Source organism: Paenibacillus caseinilyticus (assembly GCF_027533645.1).
GTDB lineage: Bacteria > Bacillota > Bacilli > Paenibacillales > NBRC-103111 > Paenibacillus_G > Paenibacillus_G caseinilyticus.
Genome location: NZ_JAQAGY010000009.1, coordinates 1 through 20,471 on the forward strand (window position 1 = coordinate 1; position 20,471 = coordinate 20,471).

Consider the following 20,471-nt stretch of genomic DNA (forward strand, 5'->3'; position numbering starts at 1 on the left):
TCGACAATATCTACGTCAGATAGTTCAAAGATGGTTTTCAGCAACAAATATTTAAACATCCGGATGGGGTCAATTGCGCTGCGTCCCTTGTCCAAACAATATTTTGTTTCCAGTTCCTCATAGATGAAGGTAAAGTCCACCAGTTCATTAATTTGACGGAGCATGTTATCTTTCGGCACGACGATATCATACAGAGCCGCATAAGGACTCAGAACCAAGCTTTGTTGTTGTTGGATCATCCGTCTCACCCACTTTTCGTGATGACTTAATTATACGTCAAAAAAAGCACAGCCACTTCAATTTTCTTGAAGTGCTGTGCTTTTTTATAGGACGGACTTTTTCAGTGGCCTCCCGCACACGGCGTGGCTCCTTCTCTCTGCTGTGCATTCCTATCCTATAGCAACCCAGACTGAAAAGCCCGGGCCGTGATCTTATCTGCGCCCCTTACACCGTTCGCCTCTGCCCAGGGTCCACGTTCTGCGCCGGCATGCTCCCGTTGCGCTTCTTCATCCAATCCGCCCAGTAGGCCGTCAGAATCGGCACGATGATGGAGGTGACGATCACGCAAGCTGCGACTAAAGCGGTTGCAGACTGCGCCGCAGGCATGAACTCCGGCTTCATGTTCGCAATAATCATCGGATTGGCTACCGCTGCGCCCGCCGTACTGGAGGCCGCAAGACCCGCCGTGCCGTTCCCGCCGCCGATCCACTTGTCCGCCAGGATCAGCGGGATGCCCGTGATCACGATGACCGCCGCCCCCAGCAGAATCCCCAGGAATCCGGTCTGCAGAATGACGCCGAGGTCGATGGAGTTCCCCAGTGCGAAACCGAAGAAGGGGATCATCGTATGGGTCGCCTTGCCGAAAAACTCTCGCAGGTCGTGATCCAGGTTGCCCAGGATGAAGCCGATCAGAAACGGCAGGACCGCGCCGACGAACAGGTGCGGCTCGAAGGAGGCCAGTCCCGTGGTGCCGAGAATCAGCATCGTCACGAGCGGGCCCGACTCGAGTGACATGAGCACGAAGGCCCCGGCCTCTTCCTTGGTGCCATACTGCTGCATGATCGAGGCGTACAGGCCGCCGTTGGTCATGTCCATCGCGGCGATCAGCGCGAGCACCGAGAGCCCCGCGAAGAAGCCTGACTGGATCCCGCCTTCCGGCAGGAATTGTCCGGCAATGAGCGCAACGATCCAGGCCACGGCAATCTTGGTGAGTACCAGCGTCCCGGATTTGCGCAGCACCGTACCGGTAGCCCTGACGTCGATGCCGGCCCCCATACAGAAGAACCAGACCGCCAGGATTGGCACGGTTCCGGTCATGAGACCGTTCGTGAAGGAACCAAAATATTTGCCCGAATCAGGCCAAAAGGTGTGTACGACCGCCCCGAGAAAAAGCGGCACGAGCATCATGCCGCCGGGGATTTTATCCAATGCTTTCTTGATAGCCATCTGTCTTCACCACTTTCTTCCTCGGCAGCAATTATTCGCTGCTGTTCGGTTAGGGCCGGTCTATTTCCTGCTTAATCCGAGCTCCGGAATCAGCTTGGCGAAGGCATCGTGGCTGGCTTTCATCTGCTCCCGGAAGCCTTCGCCGTCCCGGACAAGCAGCCCGAGCCCGTTATCCTCCATATACGTTCCGAACTCTTCTTCTCCCGCCGCCTTCATGAACGCATCCGCCAGCACCGCCGTCACCTCATCCGGCGTATCCTTCGGCACAGCCAGCCCCCTCCATGTACCGGTGAACTGGACGCTGAGGCCGGTGGCCTCCTTCAACGTCGGCACACCGGGCAGCGCCCTGGACGGCTGCTGGGCATTCACCGCCAGCGTGCGGAGCTTCCCCTGTTCCACATAGGTCTTCACTTCCGCCGGACTCACCGGCACCGCGTCGACGAAGCCGCTCAGCAGCGCGGATACGGCGGGTCCCGCTCCCTCGAACGGAATATGGCTGAACTTGACCCCCGTGCCCTTCTCCAGGGTGGCTGCCGCCAGATGCCAGATGCTGCCGGTTCCCGCGTTGCCCATCTTCACCTTTCCTGGATGCGCTTTCGCAAAATCGAGAAACTCCGCCGCCGTTCTCCATGGCGCCTCTACCCTCACGGTAATGGCCGACGGGTCCAGATTCGTCTGGGCGATCGGCTTGAAGTCCTCGTAGGTGACCGGCAGCAGTCCCAGATGCGGCAGCGTCGTCAGCTCCGCCACGAGATAGGTGACCGTGTAGCCGTCCGCCTTGGCCCCCGCGCCTTCCATCAGCCCGATGGAACCGCCGCCGCCCGTCCGGTTCACCACCGTGATCGGCTGGGGCAGATGCTTCTCCGCCGCCTTCGCCAGCGCTCTGGCCGTCAGGTCCGTACCGCCTCCGGCGGCATACGGGACAATCAGGGTGATCGATTTCCTGGGAAATGCCTCCGGCCCGCTGCCTGTCCCTTTCGCCGCAAACCACTCACCCGTACAGGCTGTCAGCAGCAAAAGGAGTGAAGCGGCAGCACCGGCCCTCCGCAGGCGGCGGCTCCATCGTCTTGTTATCACGTTCATGCCTCTCTTCTATTGTAGGATGTGCCCTATCACCTCCCGGGGTTATGGATGGTTATCAAGTTCACCACAGCATAACGGGAGTGTAACGCATACCGGTCCATCGGCCAATCGTTCAATCTTACTTCAGATCCTCCGATATGCCGGACGGGCGGGATATCGGCCGATCTGCATACCCGCCGGAAGATTTGGCACCTTCCCGGTACCTGCCCGGCGTAATGGATTTCACCTTGCGGAACACACGGATGAAGCTGTTCTCGTTCTGGTAGCCGACCTGCAGGGCGATGTCCGCGATCTTCATCGGGGTCTCCTCCAGCAATCTGCAGGCCTTGTCGATTCGAAGGTGCGTCAAATAGTCGTAGATCGTGCTCCCCGTCTCTTCCTTGAACATGCCGCTCACGGACGAGATCGCCATCCCTACACTGTCCGCGATATCCTGCAGTCCGATATTCTGCTCCAGGTGGTCCGCCATATAGTTCTGCATCCGCTGCACGAGCTGGTATTCTCTCGTCTGTCTCCGGCTGCCAAGCCCTTCGGCCACAGCGGTCAGGCTGTGTTCGAGCAGGCCCGCAATCTCTTCAAGCGCCAGGGCGGCGCCTTGGCCCGGGGTATAATCGGCCAGCTCGGCCGGAGGAACCAACCCGTGAATGGCAGCGGTTCTCAGCAGTTCTTCTACGAGCGCATCGACCTCCCTGTACACGCAGGAGGGCCTCGCTCCGCGCGCCCGGAATGCCTCCGTCCAGTTCCGGGCCCACTCTCCCCATGACCGGCCGCCTCCAGCCGCCAACGCGCTGAGCCCGTCCGCCAGCCCTGCGTCCCCGCGAACGGACGGCTCGTCCTTCTCTGCAAGGTTCATCGCTGCCGAGTAGACCTGAATGCTGCCGTACCCGGCATAGAGCCGGTACGATACCGCCTCTCTCGCCTCCGCTAAGGAGCGGGCAGCCTGGGTAACCATCGGTACGGCCGTACCGATGCCGACCGATACCGACATGTTCAAATACTGCGAGAGCGCATCCCGCAGACGCACGGCTTCGTGCCGCAGTGCCTCGGAACCTTCCCCTGTCTCCGCATTCCTCGGCTGCAGCAGTACGGCGGCCCCATCCAGCCCATCCCCAATACTGACCGCCCGCCAGGCAGGCTCCAGGGCCTCCAACAGAATATTATTCATGGCATACTTCAGTAGTCTCCGGTCTTCCTCCGGATAACGTGCAGCCCACTCCCCGTACCGGTCGATGGATACGACGAATACCGTCAGGTCCCCGTTCCTCCATTCCTGAAAATACTGCTCCCACTTGGCCTGCGCCTCCCGGGCGCCGAGACGTCGGGCCAGCAGATCCTCAAGAAACTTGGCCCGCAGCTCCGGCAGACTCTGCCGGGCGACCATCGACTCTCTGTGCCAGTCCTCCACCAGTTTGCCGATGACCGGTTCGAGTTCATACAGATCTCCCTGTGCAACCTCGTTTCTTTGCACCGGACGCAGCAGCTTTTGAATCCGCTTCAAGGGCCGAAAGGCAGCGTAATTATAAGAATACACGGCAGCGCAGCCCACCGTGATGGAGAGCAGTGAGAGCAGCAGCATCATGTCGCGGGCCAGCTTGGCATTCTTCAGCAGTTTCTCCAGCGGCACGAGGGAGATCAGTCTCCAGCCCGTCACGTCAGAGAAAGTCTGGTTGGCCATATACTCCTGCCCGTCCGCCTTCACATAGGCGAACGGCCGGACGTCGAGCCCCTCGGTCACGCCGTGCATCTCGGGGAGCGGTATCGGGATATTCAGCTTCGGATAGATGAGGTCGCCCTCCAGGTTGTAGACATACAGATAGTTCGTTGAAGGCGTGTACATCTTCGAGAACAGCCGGTCATAGTCCAGGTTGACGATCACGGCACCAGTGACCTGCCCGTCCTCCCGGACTGCTCTCGCCAAGCTGAGCAGCTCGGTCTGTCCCGCACCCGCCGGGCCGCCTATACTTCTGCGCTTCACCAGCAGGGGCTTGTCGTTCAATTCCTGGAGCCAGGCGTCCCACGGCTCCCCCTCACCCCAGAGGGCTTGGTAGCCGTCCAGACTCGATACACGGGAACGGCCTTCCTTGGCCAGCACTTCAATCGAGTGCAGATCCGGTTTCTCGGCGAGGGCCAGCAGGTAAGCCTGAAGAGGGGCCGACCGGGCTCCCCGCTCCGAAGCATCCGCCCCGATGAAGCCCAGTGCGGACTCATAGTAAGACACATCGACGGCCTTATTGTCCGCCTCCCGGAACGCCCGGTTGGTCACATCCAGATTGATCTGGAGCAGCTCCACATTCGGCGTATTGAGCTCCGTATCCAGCACCCGGCGGTACTCGGCATAGGAGAACAGGCCGATCGCGCCGATGCATACCGAGATGCAGAGAGCAAGTAGTAGGATCAGCCTCGTTCTTTTGTTCGCCAGCATATATTTGAACCGGATTCGGAGCATCCTGCCGCCGCCCTTCTTCTGTCCTCTATGACAGAATTTCTCTCTTATTCTATTTATTCTGATCCGGTTGAAGGGGGAAGTCAAGGAATGGAGGCATTGCGACCCAAGACCTGCAGCGGACGGCCCGCATCCGTGTAGAATTATGTCGAACAACTCTATGATTCGGGCCTATCCCCTGATATAATAGCTTGGAAATGCTAGCCAAGGAGGCTTATCTTGTTGAAACGTTATCCATTCTGTCTCAGTTTGCTCCTCGCCGCTTCCTTGACCACACAAGCGGGCGCGGCCGCTCTTCTGCCGCCGGAGGCCCAGCAGTCCTATGCCCGGACTGAGCTTCAGGAGCTGGCTGACCGGGGCGTGTTGGGGGACGCGTTTCTGGCCCGGCCCCGGGAGGCGATCAGCCGCGAAGACTTCATCGGGGTGCTCGTCAGAGCGCTGGCGCTTGATGTGAGCTCGCTGCCTGCGGTGCCGACCTTCACCGATGTGCCGGCTGGCCACCCGTCTTATCCATACATAGAAGCCGCTGTGAAGGCCGGACTCGTCCAAGGTATCGGCGGCGGTCTCTTCGGAAGCGGACTGCCGCTGAACAGGGAAAGCATGGTGGTCCTGTATGTGCGCGCCCTGGGTCTGCCGAGCGGCGGCAAAGGCAGCCTGCTGACGTTCACGGACAAGGACGCCATCTCCCCGTGGGCGCTCGATGCGGTTGGCGCCGCGGTGGAATACGGCCTGATCTCCGGCTTCCCGAACCATGAATTCCAGCCGCAGGGAACGACGACGCTCGAACAGGCCGCTTCCGTCACCGCGCGGTATATCCGCGCGGAGGAAGCGGCTGCACAGGACAAGAAGCCGGAAGAGCCCAAAGAACCGGAGCCGGCCCTGGTTCAGCCGGACCCTGGCGGCAGCTCCTCCTCCTCGGGCGGCAGCGGATCCAGTTCGGGTTCGTCTGACGGAAACGGCAGCCCGGACTCCGCTTCGGACCACCACGATGACGATGTTCGTGATCATGACAACGATTCCGATGACTCGGAACCGGCACCTGTACCGTCTCCAGAGACAGGAGACGTCGAAATTATCCAAATCTATTAAAGGAGCTCCCTTACTTATGACAGCAAGACGCCTGCACTCCCTGCTATTATCCGCTTTCCTTGCCGGCAGCCTGCTGGTTGGGGCAGCTGCGCACCCTGCCCCGGCAGCAGCTGAAGACGAAGATAGGGTCTGTGCTCCGGCCGGAGAAGAGACCGTTTCTTCGGACGTGTATGACGGTAGCATCGACCCGCTGCCGCAGACCGATCTCGAGATGGTACGTATGTGCCTGCAGAATAACTATCTGTATGAAGTGCCTGCCGACATCCTGAGGATGGGTTCCATCGAAGACATAATCGCCGCGGTGCAGGTACAATTTGGCGATCCTTACACGAGATACATGACAGCGGCAGACTACGAGACCTACCTCGGGCGCATCAACCGGGAGTACGCGGGAATCGGCACTTTCATTCAAGGCGCTTCCGGGGGATTGGTCATTACGGAGGTGTATCCGCACACACCTGCCCAAGAGGCCGGTCTGCTGGCAGGCGATGTCATCAAAGCTGTAGATGGGGCCATCCTTGCCGGTATGCCCGAAGCGGAGGCGTCAGCCCTCCTGAGAGGTGAGCCGGGGAGTATCGTTCATCTATCCGTCCAACGGGGTGACCAGACTATTGAAATTCCGGTAACCCGGGAATACATCGATCTGCCCGTAGTGACGGGAGCCCTGCTCGATGGCCATATCGGTTATATCCGGATAGCGACCATGGCAGACGATACGACGGAACAATTTCTGTCCGCATCCGACAGCTTGACGCAAGAGCAGCCCGACAGCTACATTCTTGACCTGCGGGGGAACACGGGGGGAATGGTACTGCCCGCCGTGGAGATCGCCGATTTCCTGCTTCCTCCCGGCAGCGGAATGATTCAATTGAGCACCAGGCAGGATTGGAACGCTTTAGAATCGGCCTCCGGTCCCCTTTGGGATCCCGGCAAGCCCGTCTTCCTGCTGGTCGACCGTCTTACTGCCAGCGCGGCGGAGCTTCTGGCCTCATCTCTGCAAGAGAACCACGCGGTCTATACCCTTGGAGAAACCACGTTCGGCAAAGGAGTCAGTCAACTGCACATCCCGCTTCCTGAAGGAGGCGTCCTGCTCCTCACAGACATGGAATTTCTCGGGGGTGTCAGCGGTGAGAGCTATAATCACATCGGCCTGAAGCCCGACCTGTCCCTGGCTTCCCTGCCTGCGGAAGACTGGGTGAAGATCGCCGAGATGCTGCTTCACCCTGAAGCGGGTACGAAGGATGGCGATCTTCGACTTCGACTGGGCAGCCAGCAGCTACAGCTGTCTGGGGAGAGCCTCCGGCTGGAGCAGAACACAGCCGCCTTCCGCCATTTGCTCCAGCAAGCGGAACCCGGCTCCGTAGAGATAAGAAGCGGTGCTGCCTGGATTCAGGCCGGCGGGGCAGCGCTGGAGAAGCGGTGGCCGCTGTACTACCCCGGGTTCAAGGACATGGGTACCTTGGAGCAGGTGCCGCTGGACAAGACCTTCCATGTCGTCTTCTCGCAGAGCATGAACCCGGATTCCGTCATGGCGGACCGCGTGCGGCTGACCGAGAAGGAGACGGGGCATGCGGTGCCTGTGGAGGTCAGCTGGAGCCGCGCAGATGAGCTGCATGTCGTACCCGCGGAGCCCTTGAAGGCAGGCACAGCGTACTGGCTGGCAATACAGCCTCCGATGCAGTCCGCCCAAGGATCCCCTCTGAAGAGCGGCGCCGTGCTTGAAGTAACGGCGGAATAGATCCCTTACACAAACCAAATACCCCCATTTCCCGTCAGGCGGCGCAAGTTCTCACACCGGCCCGACCGGGAGACGGGGGTTCTTTGGAATGGATACAAATGAATGGGTGTTCCAGGCCTACAATCCACGAGCCCCATCCCTATGGAAATAATGAGGATCCAGATCATCCAGTATTGGCCAAAGAAAGTCTCGGATTTGCAGAAGAGGATCATAAAGAATATAAAGAACTGCCAGTGGATGAGATACTTTACGTCCATGTTTCTCTCCCCCTCCATATGTCCTCAGCCGTTCCTTCCACTCCCCGCCATAGGAACGGACCACCCCGAGCGTGCCCCAAGCGAAACAATCCGGGCCGTATGATGCCGGCCGTGCCAAACGAATCTCTGCAGAGCCGTATCCAGATTCATGACGCCATGAGCGGGACTTGTGAATGTCCGCTGGAACTCCGGCGGCTCTAAGGAGCGGAGCAGCACGGCAAACCGGCTGTGCAGTGCCTGCAGCAGCATCAGCGAATCTTCGACCGGCGTATCGTAATCATCGCTCCGAAATACAAGAAGGCAGGATCGAGCTCTGGCGAGATATAAATTCTAGCATTTTAAATAAATTCGCCCGGCCGCGGCTAATCTCCTTTCCCCCAGCAATTTTGTACAATACGCCTTGAGGTGAATCCCCGTACAATGATACCAGTCTTACTCACAGGAGGGATCGCGCGTTGAAAGAGCTTATGTTGAATGAAAGTTGGCTGCACGAAGCCGTGCGCAATGAAGCGAAGTGCGCCGAAGCGCTGCGGAGTGCCGCCCGCCGTCAGGATGTCAAGTTGTATGTGGAACAGTCCCCCGAGATATACCGGATCGTCAGCCGGGCAGCAGCGAGGTATATCGCTGGCGAGACCCGGCAGGAAGGCATCGTTACCGCCCGTCAGCTCATGGAGAAAGGATACGCGGTGTCGCTCGAATATATCGGCGAGAATACGGCGGATGCGGAAGAATGCAAGCAGGCGGCCTTGGAATTCATGCAATTGATTCAGGAACTTGGCAGGGCAGGCATGACTTCCCGCATCTCGCTGGACCTCTCCCATATTGGCCTCGCGGTTGACCCGGAGCTTGCTTATTTGCATCTCACGCAATTGGCGGAGCTGGCACAGCTGCACGGGATGGAGCTTGTGATCAGCATGGAAGAATCGGAGAAGACGGAGGGCATCCTTGCTGTGTACGAGAGAGCAGCGGCTGAGCACTCCCATGTCGGGATTACCCTTCAGGCGCAGCTGGAGAGGACTCCGCATGATCTGGAGCGGGTGCTGGCCTGCCCGGGACGCATTCGTATCGTCAAAGGCGCCTATCTGGAGGACGAGAGCATCCCGCGCTCCGATGCCCTGAATGCGCGGTATCTGGAGCTCTTGGACCGCTGTATCCGTGCGGGGCAGCCGGTGTCGATCGCCACCCATGACGAGCGCCTGATCCGGACAGCGGCCGAGCGGGGTTACCTGAAGGGGCCGCAGGTGGAGCTGGAGATGCTGTACGGGATCCGGCCGGATCTGGCGGCGAACCTGCGGGCAGCCGGCGCGCCGGTCCGGATCTACTTGACTTACGGATCCGAGTGGTTCCTGTACCTCCTTCACCGGATCGCCGAGTATCCCCCGAATGTGTATACGGCCATCACGGATATGATCACCGGTGCAGCGGGCCGGTCCGCGCTCTATTGAGCAGCCCGGCAGCCTCTTTTGATTGAACGCGGTGCCCATAGAACAGGCCCTCCCCCGCTCCAGGCGGCCGCATGCATTCACGGTAAGATTTGGTTTACACTCGATCTTTCCTTTGCGAGGGGACGGCACCGCCGCGTAGAATGAAGGAAACGAAGCTGTAAGAGGAGTGCATTCATGGACCGCAACAAATTCTCGATGATCGCCCATAGGCATCATGCGTTCTATAACCCTTTGGACCAAACGAAGCTGGCCCGCATGCTCGAACGCATGGGACTATTCCCGGGAGCCCGCGTATTGGACGTCGGAGCCGGGCAGGGGGAGCTCGCGCTGCGCATGATCGAACGGTTCGGAGTCTGCGTGACCGCACTCGAACTTAGCGCGGAAGCCGCGGAGCTCGGCCTCTCCCGCGCACAGGGCCGCGCAGCCGAAGGTGCCCTTACCTATGCCATAGGCGACGCGGGAGAAGAGATCGCGAGAATCCCCGATGGCAGCCTGGACGCGGCGCTCTGCGTCGGCTCCAGTCATGCGCTGGGCGGCCGGGATGCGGTCTTCGCCAAGCTCTTCCCCCTACTGAGACCGGGCGGCACGCTGCTGCTGGGCGAAGGCTACTGGAAGCAGAAGCCGGCGCCCGCTTACCTGGAAGCGCTCGGCGGCGGCGCCGAGGAGTCCGAGATCACGGACCATGCCGGCAACGTGACGGCCGGCGAAGAGGCCGGCCTGATTCCAATATGGGCAGCGGTAACCAGCGAAGACGAGTGGGACGACTATGAATGGCTGTATGCCAAATCCATTGAGGATTACGCGCTCGAGCAGCCGGACGATCCGGATCTCCCCGCGATGCTCGATAAAAGCCGCCGGTGGCGCAATACCTACATGACGTGGGGACGGGATACGTTGGGCTTCGGCTTGTACTTGTTCCGTAAGCCGGGTTAAGTCGGCCGGAGCGAAGCTCTACCTGACATACGTATCACTGGACGCGGCTCCGCTACTTCACAGATACTACCTTTAATGCTGCGGAGGCGTATCCGGTCACGTCTGCCGGCAGGACAACCTCGAAGGGCCCGATGGTGGATGCCTTCCCCGAATAGGACGCATCGAAGTCGAGGCTCAGGGGGGCCTCCGCGATCACCTTTCCCTCGGCATCCGCAAACGACAGCTGCGCCTCTACCCGATGCTCCCCCGGAAGCATGAAGGTATATTGGCCGTTCACGATGCTGAACGCCCCTTCCTGCCTAACCTGAATCGCGCCTAACCGAAGATCGGTATGGGCGGGGTCCGTAACCGACATGGGGTCTGCCGGGCTGATATCACGGGCAAGGTGGTGATTGAGCATGCCTATGTGTATCGTAGCCAACGCATACTGCCCGGCGCCAGGGTCAGCGGTCAATACCGCAGTCGACGGTTCGCTGCCACGAAGCTCCAGGGCTGCTCCAGAGGAGGTGCTGATCCGCTCTCCCTTATCGTTATAGAAGACAACACGAAAGCCGACCGGAACCGTCTCTCCCGTATCGCGCCATGTCGGTCCCAGCCGCACCGTTGCTTGGAATCGCGTCTCTTTCTCATCTAAGTAAAAAAGCCCCAATCCTACCTCAATGTCGTTATATCGATCGACGGCATCCCCTTCATGAAGCCGGAACCATACGGGTCCTAACCAGGAATCCGCCCGGTACCAGTCTCTCCACACCCCCGTGACATGCACCTTCTGGGGCGTTATGCTTGCTCCGATCTCATCGCGGGGAAAACGGAACAATCGGGTATTCGGAGCGGTCAAGGCCACTTCCGTCTGAAGCGGCTTGATCCCGGCGAGCACCTGCCCGCGGGGGGCAATCCATCCTGTTCCACCGGGCGTCTGGATCTGGTACCGCCCATCCCACTGCGCCACCGCTCTTGCGGTCTGCTTGCCGACGGTTCCTGTAGGCGACAATAATCCCGGATCGGCGTACACCTTCTCCTCTTGCGAAAGCTCCAGGTCGACATCGAGAGGCATCTGGCTGCCTCTGAGGGCGTTATCCGGGATAATCCACCGCTCGCCGAGCCACGTGGGGATGCGGTACATCGGCACTAGGTACCCTTCCCCGTGTCCTCTTCTTATTTTGGAGACTTCCAGCACTTGAACTTGCTGGGGCGCGATCCGGCCGACTTCCACGAATTGATCGTAGATCGCTGTGGACTCGAAGAGCGTAAGGGTCTGAGGCTGGCCGGTCAAGTCCTGCGGGCCGTCCGCATGAACCCGTGCCGTCAGCGGACCGGACGCCATACTTGCCAAGAGTCCAAGGATGAGAGCGGTTCTTCTTGTTCTTTGCATACTCCACCTCGTTATCGCTTCATGACATTACAGCCCTATAGACGTACCGGGGTTTGAATAGGTTTCCAAGTCAGAACCCTTGGATTGGACCTAGACTGGGACTGGGCCTCTGAGGATAAGTCCTGCGCGAACGCGAAGAAGCACTTGCGCGGAGTCATCGCGATGACCCTGCGCAAGTGCTTCCCCCAGTCTTATTTTATAAGCAAGGTTTACTTCATTAAGAAAACAAGGGACTGCGGTTACTGCACCCACAGCTTAAACAATCCCTCGGTTACGCCGAGGTTGTACATGTAATACACACCAAAGCCGGCACTGATCGCCCCCGTGAGCCCCGTCAGCGGTTTATTGAGACTCGCCTTCTTCGCCGTGAGGACAAAAGGAATCCCGATCACCGTCGTAAATAAGAGCATACCGAGGACCGTTCCGGCCCCAAAGACCAGAATATACACAGCCCCCTCCCACACGCTCTGAACCGTACTCATCGTCAGCAGCACCATCGCTCCGCTTCCGGCCAGACCGTGAACGAGGCCGATCCACATCGACTTCGCATAGGAAACCGGCCGGTGACCATGATCGTGCCCATGAGCGGCTCCTGGTTTATGCACCTGTTTGAAGGAAAGAATCGTCGTCATCCCCAGATACACAAGCATGATCCCGACCAGGAACTCGAGGGACATGGCCCATTTCTCCGGAATCTCGTCCTTCATGATCAGAAGCACGAGGCCGACAATGAACAACGTCGCCGTATGGCCCAGCCCCCAGAATACGCCGGCCAGCGACGAGCGGGATAACTTCCTGCTCTGACTGGCGATCGTCGATACAGCGATGACATGATCCGGTTCTATCGCATGCTTGATGCCTAGCACGAATCCGAGTGCTAGTATAGACAACAAACTGACTTCCATGGGAATACCTCCTGCATCATCGTAAAGTCGTGTCACGCTGCTGCGTCACCGTGTTACTCTCGTAGCTAAATGTAACACACCTGCGGGAATTATTCATCCATTAAATTGCCTGTCAAAAAAAAGAGCGCCCTCCCCTACGGGACAAAGGCACTCTTCTATTGGTGGCTCACTCCGCTTCTTCGAGACGTTCTTTGCAGAAGGCGCCGAGCTGCTGCACTTCCTCGTCTTCGAGATCGAACTCGAGGTATTTCTCGCTGCTGCGCTCGTAGAGCTCGTATTTGACGATTCCGCTGCGGCTTTCCTCGACGCCATAGATCACCCGGACATAGATACCCTGTTCGGAGTAGAGCTCGTCATCCTCTTCCACGTCCAGGTCAAGCCGGAACTCGTAACGCTGGCCCGTAATGATGCCGAACGGATCTTTAATTTTCTCCACGCTGTATTCGGTCACGCTGAACAATTCCAATCATCCTTTCCAGACTTCTGCCCTTATTATACAACAAAACAGGCAGAAGGCCAGAAACCCGGCACCGGTGGTCCGGGGAGGCAGCTTCCGATGCCGGCTCCTGCGGAAGCGGAAGGCCAAGGGACTTGCAAGGATTATCCAATCTTGATCCCAAGGCGCATGCCGGCCGCCGGGACCGTCTCCATGCCTTCGGCCGGGCCAAAAGCGAGACTGGCCAGAAGCACGTTCTCCTGCAGCACCTGCCTGAATCGTTCAATCGCTTCCTTCACATCAGGATCGACATCGAGTACGAGATCGATTCGCTGCTCGATCGGCAAATCCAGCTTTTTCCGGTAATCTTGGACCGCACGTACGACTTCCCGAACGATGCCCTCTTGTTCCAGCTCCCGGGTGATCTCCGTATTGAGGGCAGCGGTGATACCGTAGCCGGACGCGGAGGCAAAGCCTGTTTTCGCTTGTTTGTCGACGAGCAGCTCATCCAACGCGATAGAGCGTTCTTCCCCATCCAATGTCACTTGGAGGAAGCCCTGATCCACGGCCCGTTTGGCTTCTCCGGCGGATAATTGTTTGAGATGGTTCTGAATAGCACCGACCTGCTTACCGTACTTTTTGCCCGCCGTTTTGAGATTCAGCTTGAGCCGGAACTCGGCAATCTCACTGTCGGATTGTTCGATCCGGACGTCTTTGACGTTCGTTTCGTCCTGAATGATCTCCTGGAACCGGGCCAGGTCGAACGGGCGCGTCAGGATGATCTTCAATTCCGACAATGGCTGGCGGGTCTTAAGTCCGGTATCGCTCCGGATGCTGCGCGTCAGCTCCACGATGCGCCGGGCCGTCTCCATCTCCTCTTCGAGATCGGCATCAATCAGGGATTCATCGGCTTCCGGATAATCCGTCAGATGCACGCTTCCTTCGCCCCCCAGGTTGCTGAAGAGCTCTTCGGCGAGGAACGGCGTGTAAGGAGCCATCATCTGCGACAGCGTCAAGAGCACTTCGCCCAGCGTCTGGTAGGCGGAGATTTTATCCGCCGTCATCCCGCTGCCCCAGAACCGGTCGCGCGAGCGCCGGATGTACCAGTTGCTGAGCTCGTCGATGAGGGCTTCGATCCCCTTGGCCGGATTCAGGAAGTCGTAAGCTTCGAGCCCCTTCCTTACCTGCCGCAAGGTGCTGTGCAGCCTTGACAAGATCCAGCGGTCCAGCACACTAGCCGGCGGCTGCGCCGGATAGTCTTCCGGAAGATAGCCGTCCATCGCGGCGTACAGGGCATAGAATGCGTGCGTATGGGTCAGCGTATCGATCACCTTCGATTTGGCTTCGGCTACGATCCCTTTGGAGAACCGCTTGCTGTTCCAAGGCGCACTGTCGGCCAGCAGAGCCCAGCGGAACGCGTCGGCTCCGTATGCTTCAATGATGTCCCAAGGGTCGACCACATTGCCTTTGCTTTTGGACATCTTGAGCCCCTTCTCGTCGAGCACGTGCCCGGTCGAGATGACCGCTTTGTAGGGCAGCTGTCCGTTATACAGGGTGGACACGGCCAGCAGGCTGAAGAACCAGCCTCTCGTCTGGTCGATGCCTTCGCAGATCATATCCGCAGGATACTGATCCTCGAACTTCCCGTCGCCGGCGGAGGGATGATGGTACTGGGCGAACGGCATCGAGCCGCTGTCGAACCACACGTCGATCACTTCCGGCGTACGCTCCATACGGCCTCCGCAGGAACAGCGCAGAGTAACCTCATCCACATAAGGCTTATGCAGCTCCAGGTTCTCGTCGACCTTCCCTGCCGCCCGCTCACGCAGGTCCTTGTGGCTTCTCGGCGCATACTCCGATCCGCAATCCCCGCATACCCAAATGTTGAGCGGGGTCCCCCAGTAGCGGTTCCGGCTGATATTCCAGTCCACCAGCTCCTCCAGGAATTTACCGAAGCGGCCCTCGCGGAGATGATCTGGATACCAGTCGATCCGGCTGTTGTTCGCGATCAGCTGCTCCTTGACGGCCGTCGTCCGGATGAACCAGCTTTCCATCGCGTAATACAGCAGCGGGGATTTGCAGCGCCAGCAGAACGGATAGCTGTGCTCATAGCGTTCTTTGGAGAAGAGCAAACCGCGCTCGGCCAAGCTCTTGATGATATCGACGTCACAATCCTTCACGAAACGTCCGGCCCACTCGCCGACCTGCTCGGTGTATCGTCCGGCCAGATTGACCGTATTCACAAAGTCCAAACCATGCTCGCGGCATGTACGGTAGTCGTCCTCCCCGTGAGCCGGGGCCAGGTGAACCATACCGGTACCGCTGGTGTCGCTGACATAGTCCGCATCGACGACGATATGCCCTTTGGTGACTTGGATATAGCCAAAAGGCGGTTCATAAGCCATGCCTGCGAACTCCGAGCCCAGATGCGTGGACTGGATCTCATAGTCCCCCTGCATCACACGGTCGACAAGGTTCTTGGCGACCACATACACCTCCCCGCCCTGCTTCACTTTCGCATACTCGAGATCCTTATTCACAGCCAAGGCGACGTTAGACGGAAGCGTCCATGGCGTGGTCGTCCAGGCAAGGAAAGTAAGACCGCCTTCCTTGCTCCTGAACTTCACGGTCGCGCTTAAGTCCTTCACATCCTCGTACCCTTGCGCCACCTCATGGGAGCTGAGCGTGGTCTGGCAGTCCGGACAATAGGGACTGACGCGGTGGCCCTTGTACAGATAGCCTTTGCTGTGAATCTCAGCCAGAATGTTCCATACGCTCTCGATGTACTCCTTCTTCAGGGTGATATACGGATCATCCAGGTCCGTCCAATAAGCGATGGCTTCCGTGAGATCGCGCCACTGCTTCTCGTATTCGAACACGGAGCTCTTGCATTGCTCCACGAATTCCGCTACGCCGTACTTCTCAATGTCCTGCTTCCCCGAGATGCCCAGCATCTTCTCCACCCCGAGCTCCACGGGCAATCCGTGCGTATCCCATCCGGCCTTGCGGACGACCCGGTAGCCGGCCATCGTTTTGTACCGTCCGATGAAGTCCTTGATCACGCGTCCGAGCACGTGGCCGATATGGGGCTTCCCATTGGCTGTCGGGGGGCCTTCATAGAAGACGAAGTTCGGCTTCCCCTCCCGGCCCTCGACCGACTTCCGGAACGTTTCGTTTTGCTGCCATTGCCTAAGGATACGCAGCTCGCGCGCTCTTGCTTTTTCTTTTACATCTACTTTTCTCATGGGAATCCACTCCTTCGGGCTTCTGGAAAAAACAAAAAAATCCCGCCCCGTAAGGGACGAGATTCGATTCTCGCGTTACCACCCTCGTTCCGCACGACCACACCCTGTGATCTTGCGACAACTCTGCGTACCAACATACGCGTCCCTTGTAACGGCGGGATCCCGGGGCGGCTTACTCTACTGCTTCAGCCTTCCTTCTCGGAGAGGATTTTCCGCTAAGCCTTGAACGTTGGCTTTCAGCACAGGGCCAACTCTCTGGGGGACAAGGGGTTCAGCATACTCTTTCTCGTCAATGAATTTCAATGGGATAATATGTGCATTGCATTGCTTAGTCATGTTATACACCATAATCCAGTTTGCTGTCAATCGCCCGGCCTGTTTACCTTGAAGGAGATGTCCCCATCAGCAAAAGGTATTAATGTTTTTCAACATAAATATATTGATTAACGATAAATCATATGGTACATTCAGAATTGAAAATTACGAAGTGAGGTGCTCTCTTTATGAAACGGGGAACGACGCTCTTTTTAAAGCTGGCTGTTATAATTATAGGAATTCCTGTTCTTCTTTTGTGCCTATTCTTGGTGCCTGAATTAGCGAAAACGACAGCAACATTGTTTCCGGAGCTTGCTTATATGAAATATCTCGTTTCCATCATATTTTATGCATCGGCGGTACCATTTTACTTTGCTCTGTATCAAGCTTTTCAACTGTTAAGTTACATTGACCAGAATAAAGCTTTCTCCGAATTATCTGTAACGGCTTTAAAGAAAATCAAATACTGTGCCCTCACCATTAGCGGGCTGCATCTGCTGGTCTTGCCCATGTTCTATTACTTTGCGGAGATCGACGACGCCCCGGGTGTCATCTTTGTCGGTTTGGTTGTTCCATTCGCTTCCCTGGTGATTGCGACCTTCGCCGGTGTTCTCCAGAGGCTTTTACAAGAATCTATTGATATCAAATCAGAAAATGATTTAACGATCTGAGGTGAATAACATGGCGATTATCATCAATATTGATGTGATGCTGGCTAAAAGGAAAATGAGCGTGACCGAGCTTACTCAAAAAGTGGGTATCACAATGGCGAATCTCTCCATATTGAAGAATGGAAAGGCGAAAGCCATTCGATTTTCAACTTTAGACGCGATATGTAAAGCATTAGATTGTCAACCTGGTGATATTCTTGAATACCGCAGTGAGGCGGAAAGCGAGGAGTAACAGGATGACGTGCTCATTACGTTAAGGAGAAGCAGATGCCGAACCATGCGCTTGCCATTCGTCCTTTCCGGATAAGATGGCAGGGTTGCTTGTTTACAGAGGGAATGACTTAAATTGACTGACATTCCTTCCAGATTGCTTCCTTTCACAATTGGTTAGTCTGCAGCTTTATATGTCGAGCTATGTCGAGCATTTCATTGATTATACTGGTCGGATGTACATCTGCTTCTTCCCTTTTTGTTGTTGGGACGACTGACAACATTACAGAAGGAGCAGATGTTTTCACTATAAATGTATATTTTAGGACATTTACACAATATTATAATTTATGGAACTAAATTACTATTGTAACATTTTATTCCATATGAGAGAATAGAAAACGGTAATAGCTGGCCAGCTAACCTATTATTTTTCCATACGGAGGGAGCTTTTGAAATGAAGAAACGCGTCTCTACACTGTTGCTATTAATGTTTACTTTAATTACTTGCCTGGGATTTGCGGGCTCTGCAAGTGCGGCACCCAACGGGACCGAGGCTCTCTATCGTTATTACAATGGAACAGATCATTTCTATACAACCAACTATGGAGAACTTGGTAGTGGTAAAGATGGTTATAACTTAGAGGGAATTCAAGGCTATATTTATACACAACAAGTTGCAGATACCCTTCCACTCTACAGATATTACAATGGAACTGAACACTTCTATACTACTAGCTTTGATGAGCTTGGAAATGGTAGAGACGGGTATGTATTTGAAGGAATTCAAGGCTATATTAATTCTCAACCTCAACCAGGAACTACTCCCCTTTACAGGTACTATAATGGAACCGATCATTTCTATACCACCAATTTTGGTGAACTAGGTTCTGGCCGGGACGGGTACACATTGGAAGGCATTCAAGGTTACATTTACTAATTGGGTGTCCTAATAAGAATTCGGAACAGCCCTAGCATATAGTTTGCTACGGGCTTTTCCTTTTAAGTGTGTTTGCGAAAATAAACAGAAGAGGCAATTCAACAACTTACGTGAGAATATGACTTCTATGGGCTGCCGCTGGTTTCATACTCGAGTTAGCTTGGCAAAGAAAAGCCGCCCCTGGTGAATGAGCGGCGGTGTGGAGGAATGAATGTTGCACGCAAGCGGACAGGAAGCGTAAAACTACTCACCACATTGCTGAAAAAATACGTACGGTAAGTCCACCCGGGTATTCTTCCAACACTGCAGTCAAATCTGCATCAGGATCATTAAGAAAAGCAAGTGCCTTGCTATTGGTATTCACAGCCGGCTTCCATTCCCCATTTACACTCTGGTTAACAATATGGATATGGCACTTCTCACCCTTATAGTCAGTACCCTCTAGCGTATAATGTGCCCGCATTTTAACTAATGTACCCTCAACATGATCCTGAACATCTTCGGCTCCAGGTAAGATATGGCCTTTGAAGAACGGGCTTTCACCGTTTCCTGTAAAGAGAACGGCAGTCTGTCTTTGGGCACCTTCTTCCTTACGCACCTCACTACCGGTAATCTCAACATGGATGGTTAACACTTCTTTTTTGCCAAGTAAAAATTGGTGTATGGATACGATGGCACTAGCCGTTTGTTTTTCCGTAAAGGCATGTCCGGCATCTTTGATCAGCTGCAAGCGGCATTGATCAGGGGCATAAGATTCTTTGGCCTTAATGGAGTAATTGTAATGTACCAATGGATCTGCTGTGCCGTGCAACAGCAGCACGGGTCCTTTGTAAGGGATGATTTCCTCAAAAGGATTCATATCTACCACGGCTTCATGGAACTTCTTACTGATTCTCATCCACCCGCAATCAATAACCTCCGGAACATCATGGACATCATACGAAGAATTTGCTAATGCGCCTCTGCGTGCATCATCCGGTATACAGAGCGCGGGGTAAATGAGAATTAACGATTCCACTTCACCTTCGCGTTGTGCTGCTGCAAGTGCCGATACCAATCCCCCCTGACTGAAGCCCATAAGTGTCATTCTGCTTGCATCTACATAAGACAAACCCTTGACATAATCCATGACTGCCTTCAAGTCCTCACATTCCGTCAGCACCGTCATGTCTATTGTTTCTCCATCACTTCTTCCTTCCCCATCAGCACTGCCACCACAGAAATCAAAACCATACGCTGCATAGCCCCATGATGCCAATGCCATGCAATAGTCTGCTACCTCCTTTGAATTTCCACCAAATCCATGACTGACAATAATGGCCGGAAGACGATCTCCCTTCGGTAGAAATTCTTTTCCCCGAATCGTCAACCCCTCTCTATTGCAACAAAAATCACCTTCTCTAATCTCGCTATACATCCCTGCACATCTCCTTCTTTTCAAATTCAAACGCTTTCATTATAACAATATTAATATATCTGCAGCCTCAGCGAAAGGGAAGCCCTCCCTTGACTCACTCCGGCTATTAGTTACTCCTTAACTCCCCGTTTCCTTAATCAATAAATGAAGAATGGAGCACCGACTGCAAGTATTGACTGCAGGCAACCAGAGCACTCATGATCGCTAAACCAGATATCGCTCTTACGAAACGGCTTCTTGTCAAGTTATCCCCCCACCCTTTTCAATCAAAGTATTGATTTCCACTTTTAACTATATCGGGGAGATAACCCATTGAGGATGGCCCATCCGAGTCATCTTCATCTAAAACGATGTCTAACCTATGAATTCGGTCACAAGGTCCGATTCCTGTTCTTTCGTTATGATCGCTGTCGGAATGGGGTTCATGAGACGCTCCAAGGGCAATGATGCCCCGCTCCGCGCCATTCTTATTGAAGCAAAAAAAACCGCTGTGCCCTGCAGTCAGATTACCTGCACAGGGCACAGC

15 protein-coding genes, 2 pseudogenes and 1 other annotated feature are annotated in these 20,471 nt (G+C 55.8%); of the genes and pseudogenes, 7 read left to right on the forward strand and 10 right to left on the reverse strand.

Translation table 11 applies throughout. The features are described from left to right. The 4 genes and pseudogenes from O9H32_RS15000 to O9H32_RS15015 all read right to left on the reverse strand — a co-directional run. Positions 1-239 (reverse strand): annotated as a pseudogene (locus O9H32_RS15000) (IS5/IS1182 family transposase); the annotation flags it as partial. 205 nt (positions 240-444) lie between these two features. Further along, positions 445-1,446, reverse strand: coding sequence for a 2-keto-3-deoxygluconate transporter (gene kdgT / locus O9H32_RS15005; protein WP_269866927.1), 1,002 nt, complete (start codon positions 1,444-1,446; stop codon positions 445-447). 60 nt (positions 1,447-1,506) lie between these two features. Next, entirely contained in the window at positions 1,507-2,520 is a 1,014-nt protein-coding gene (locus O9H32_RS15010; RefSeq protein WP_269867168.1) for a tripartite tricarboxylate transporter substrate binding protein, read from the reverse strand. 127 nt (positions 2,521-2,647) lie between these two features. Further along, a complete protein-coding gene (locus O9H32_RS15015) occupies positions 2,648-4,975 on the reverse strand; it encodes a helix-turn-helix domain-containing protein (RefSeq protein ID WP_269866928.1) in 2,328 nt (775 codons plus the stop codon). Positions 4,976-5,194: 219 nt separating this feature from the next. Here O9H32_RS15015 and O9H32_RS15020 point away from each other — a divergent pair, with 219 nt between their 5' ends. Then, a complete protein-coding gene (locus O9H32_RS15020) occupies positions 5,195-6,061 on the forward strand; it encodes an S-layer homology domain-containing protein (RefSeq protein ID WP_269866929.1) in 867 nt (288 codons plus the stop codon). Positions 6,062-6,077: 16 nt separating this feature from the next. Then, entirely contained in the window at positions 6,078-7,799 is a 1,722-nt protein-coding gene (locus tag O9H32_RS15025; RefSeq protein WP_269866930.1) for a S41 family peptidase, read from the forward strand. Positions 7,800-8,080: 281 nt separating this feature from the next. Here the strand turns inward: O9H32_RS15025 and O9H32_RS15030 are convergent. After that, a pseudogene (locus O9H32_RS15030) lies at positions 8,081-8,326 on the reverse strand (DinB family protein); the annotation flags it as partial. A 197-nt stretch (positions 8,327-8,523) separates the two neighbouring features. Between O9H32_RS15030 and O9H32_RS15035 the strand changes: the two are divergent. After that, positions 8,524-9,501, forward strand: coding sequence for a proline dehydrogenase family protein (locus O9H32_RS15035; protein WP_269867169.1), 978 nt, complete (start codon positions 8,524-8,526; stop codon positions 9,499-9,501). 174 nt (positions 9,502-9,675) lie between these two features. Then, the gene (locus O9H32_RS15040) at positions 9,676-10,434 is read left to right on the forward strand and encodes an SAM-dependent methyltransferase (RefSeq protein WP_269866932.1); all 759 of its coding nucleotides are present in this window, start codon (positions 9,676-9,678) and stop codon (positions 10,432-10,434) included. 52 nt (positions 10,435-10,486) lie between these two features. Here the strand turns inward: O9H32_RS15040 and O9H32_RS15045 are convergent, their stop codons facing one another. The 4 genes from O9H32_RS15045 to ileS form a co-directional block, all read right to left on the reverse strand. Then, positions 10,487-11,806 carry a hypothetical protein gene (locus O9H32_RS15045; protein WP_269866933.1) on the reverse strand — a complete coding sequence of 440 codons (1,320 nt, stop codon included), beginning with the start codon at positions 11,804-11,806 and terminating at the stop codon, positions 10,487-10,489. Positions 11,807-12,045: 239 nt separating this feature from the next. Next, positions 12,046-12,711, reverse strand: a complete 666-nt coding sequence (locus O9H32_RS15050) for a HoxN/HupN/NixA family nickel/cobalt transporter (protein WP_269866934.1) — start codon at positions 12,709-12,711, stop codon at positions 12,046-12,048. Positions 12,712-12,877: 166 nt separating this feature from the next. Next, positions 12,878-13,171: a DUF6509 family protein gene (locus tag O9H32_RS15055; protein WP_269866935.1), complete on the reverse strand. Its 294-nt coding sequence runs from the start codon at positions 13,169-13,171 to the stop codon at positions 12,878-12,880. 140 nt (positions 13,172-13,311) lie between these two features. After that, on the reverse strand, positions 13,312-16,392 hold the full coding sequence (gene ileS, locus O9H32_RS15060) for an isoleucine--tRNA ligase (RefSeq protein WP_269866936.1): 3,081 nt from the start codon (positions 16,390-16,392) through the stop codon (positions 13,312-13,314). Between the two features lie 49 nt (positions 16,393-16,441). Beyond that, positions 16,442-16,694 (reverse strand) — a binding site (T-box leader). A 201-nt stretch (positions 16,695-16,895) separates the two neighbouring features. On the opposite strand from ileS, the gene O9H32_RS15065 reads away from it, so the two are divergent. From O9H32_RS15065 to O9H32_RS15075, 3 genes are all read left to right on the forward strand, one after another. Then, entirely contained in the window at positions 16,896-17,378 is a 483-nt protein-coding gene (locus tag O9H32_RS15065; protein ID WP_269866937.1) for a DUF2975 domain-containing protein, read from the forward strand. A 10-nt stretch (positions 17,379-17,388) separates the two neighbouring features. Further along, a complete protein-coding gene (locus O9H32_RS15070; RefSeq protein WP_269866938.1) occupies positions 17,389-17,610 on the forward strand; it encodes a helix-turn-helix domain-containing protein in 222 nt (73 codons plus the stop codon). A gap of 435 nt (positions 17,611-18,045) precedes the next feature. Then, positions 18,046-18,528 carry a hypothetical protein gene (locus O9H32_RS15075; RefSeq protein ID WP_269866939.1) on the forward strand — a complete coding sequence of 161 codons (483 nt, stop codon included), beginning with the start codon at positions 18,046-18,048 and terminating at the stop codon, positions 18,526-18,528. Between the two features lie 247 nt (positions 18,529-18,775). Here the strand turns inward: O9H32_RS15075 and O9H32_RS15080 are convergent, their stop codons facing one another. Then, positions 18,776-19,945 (reverse strand): alpha/beta hydrolase, encoded by a 1,170-nt coding sequence (locus O9H32_RS15080; protein ID WP_269866940.1) that lies wholly within the window; start codon positions 19,943-19,945, stop codon positions 18,776-18,778. Positions 19,946-20,471 lie beyond the last annotated feature (526 nt).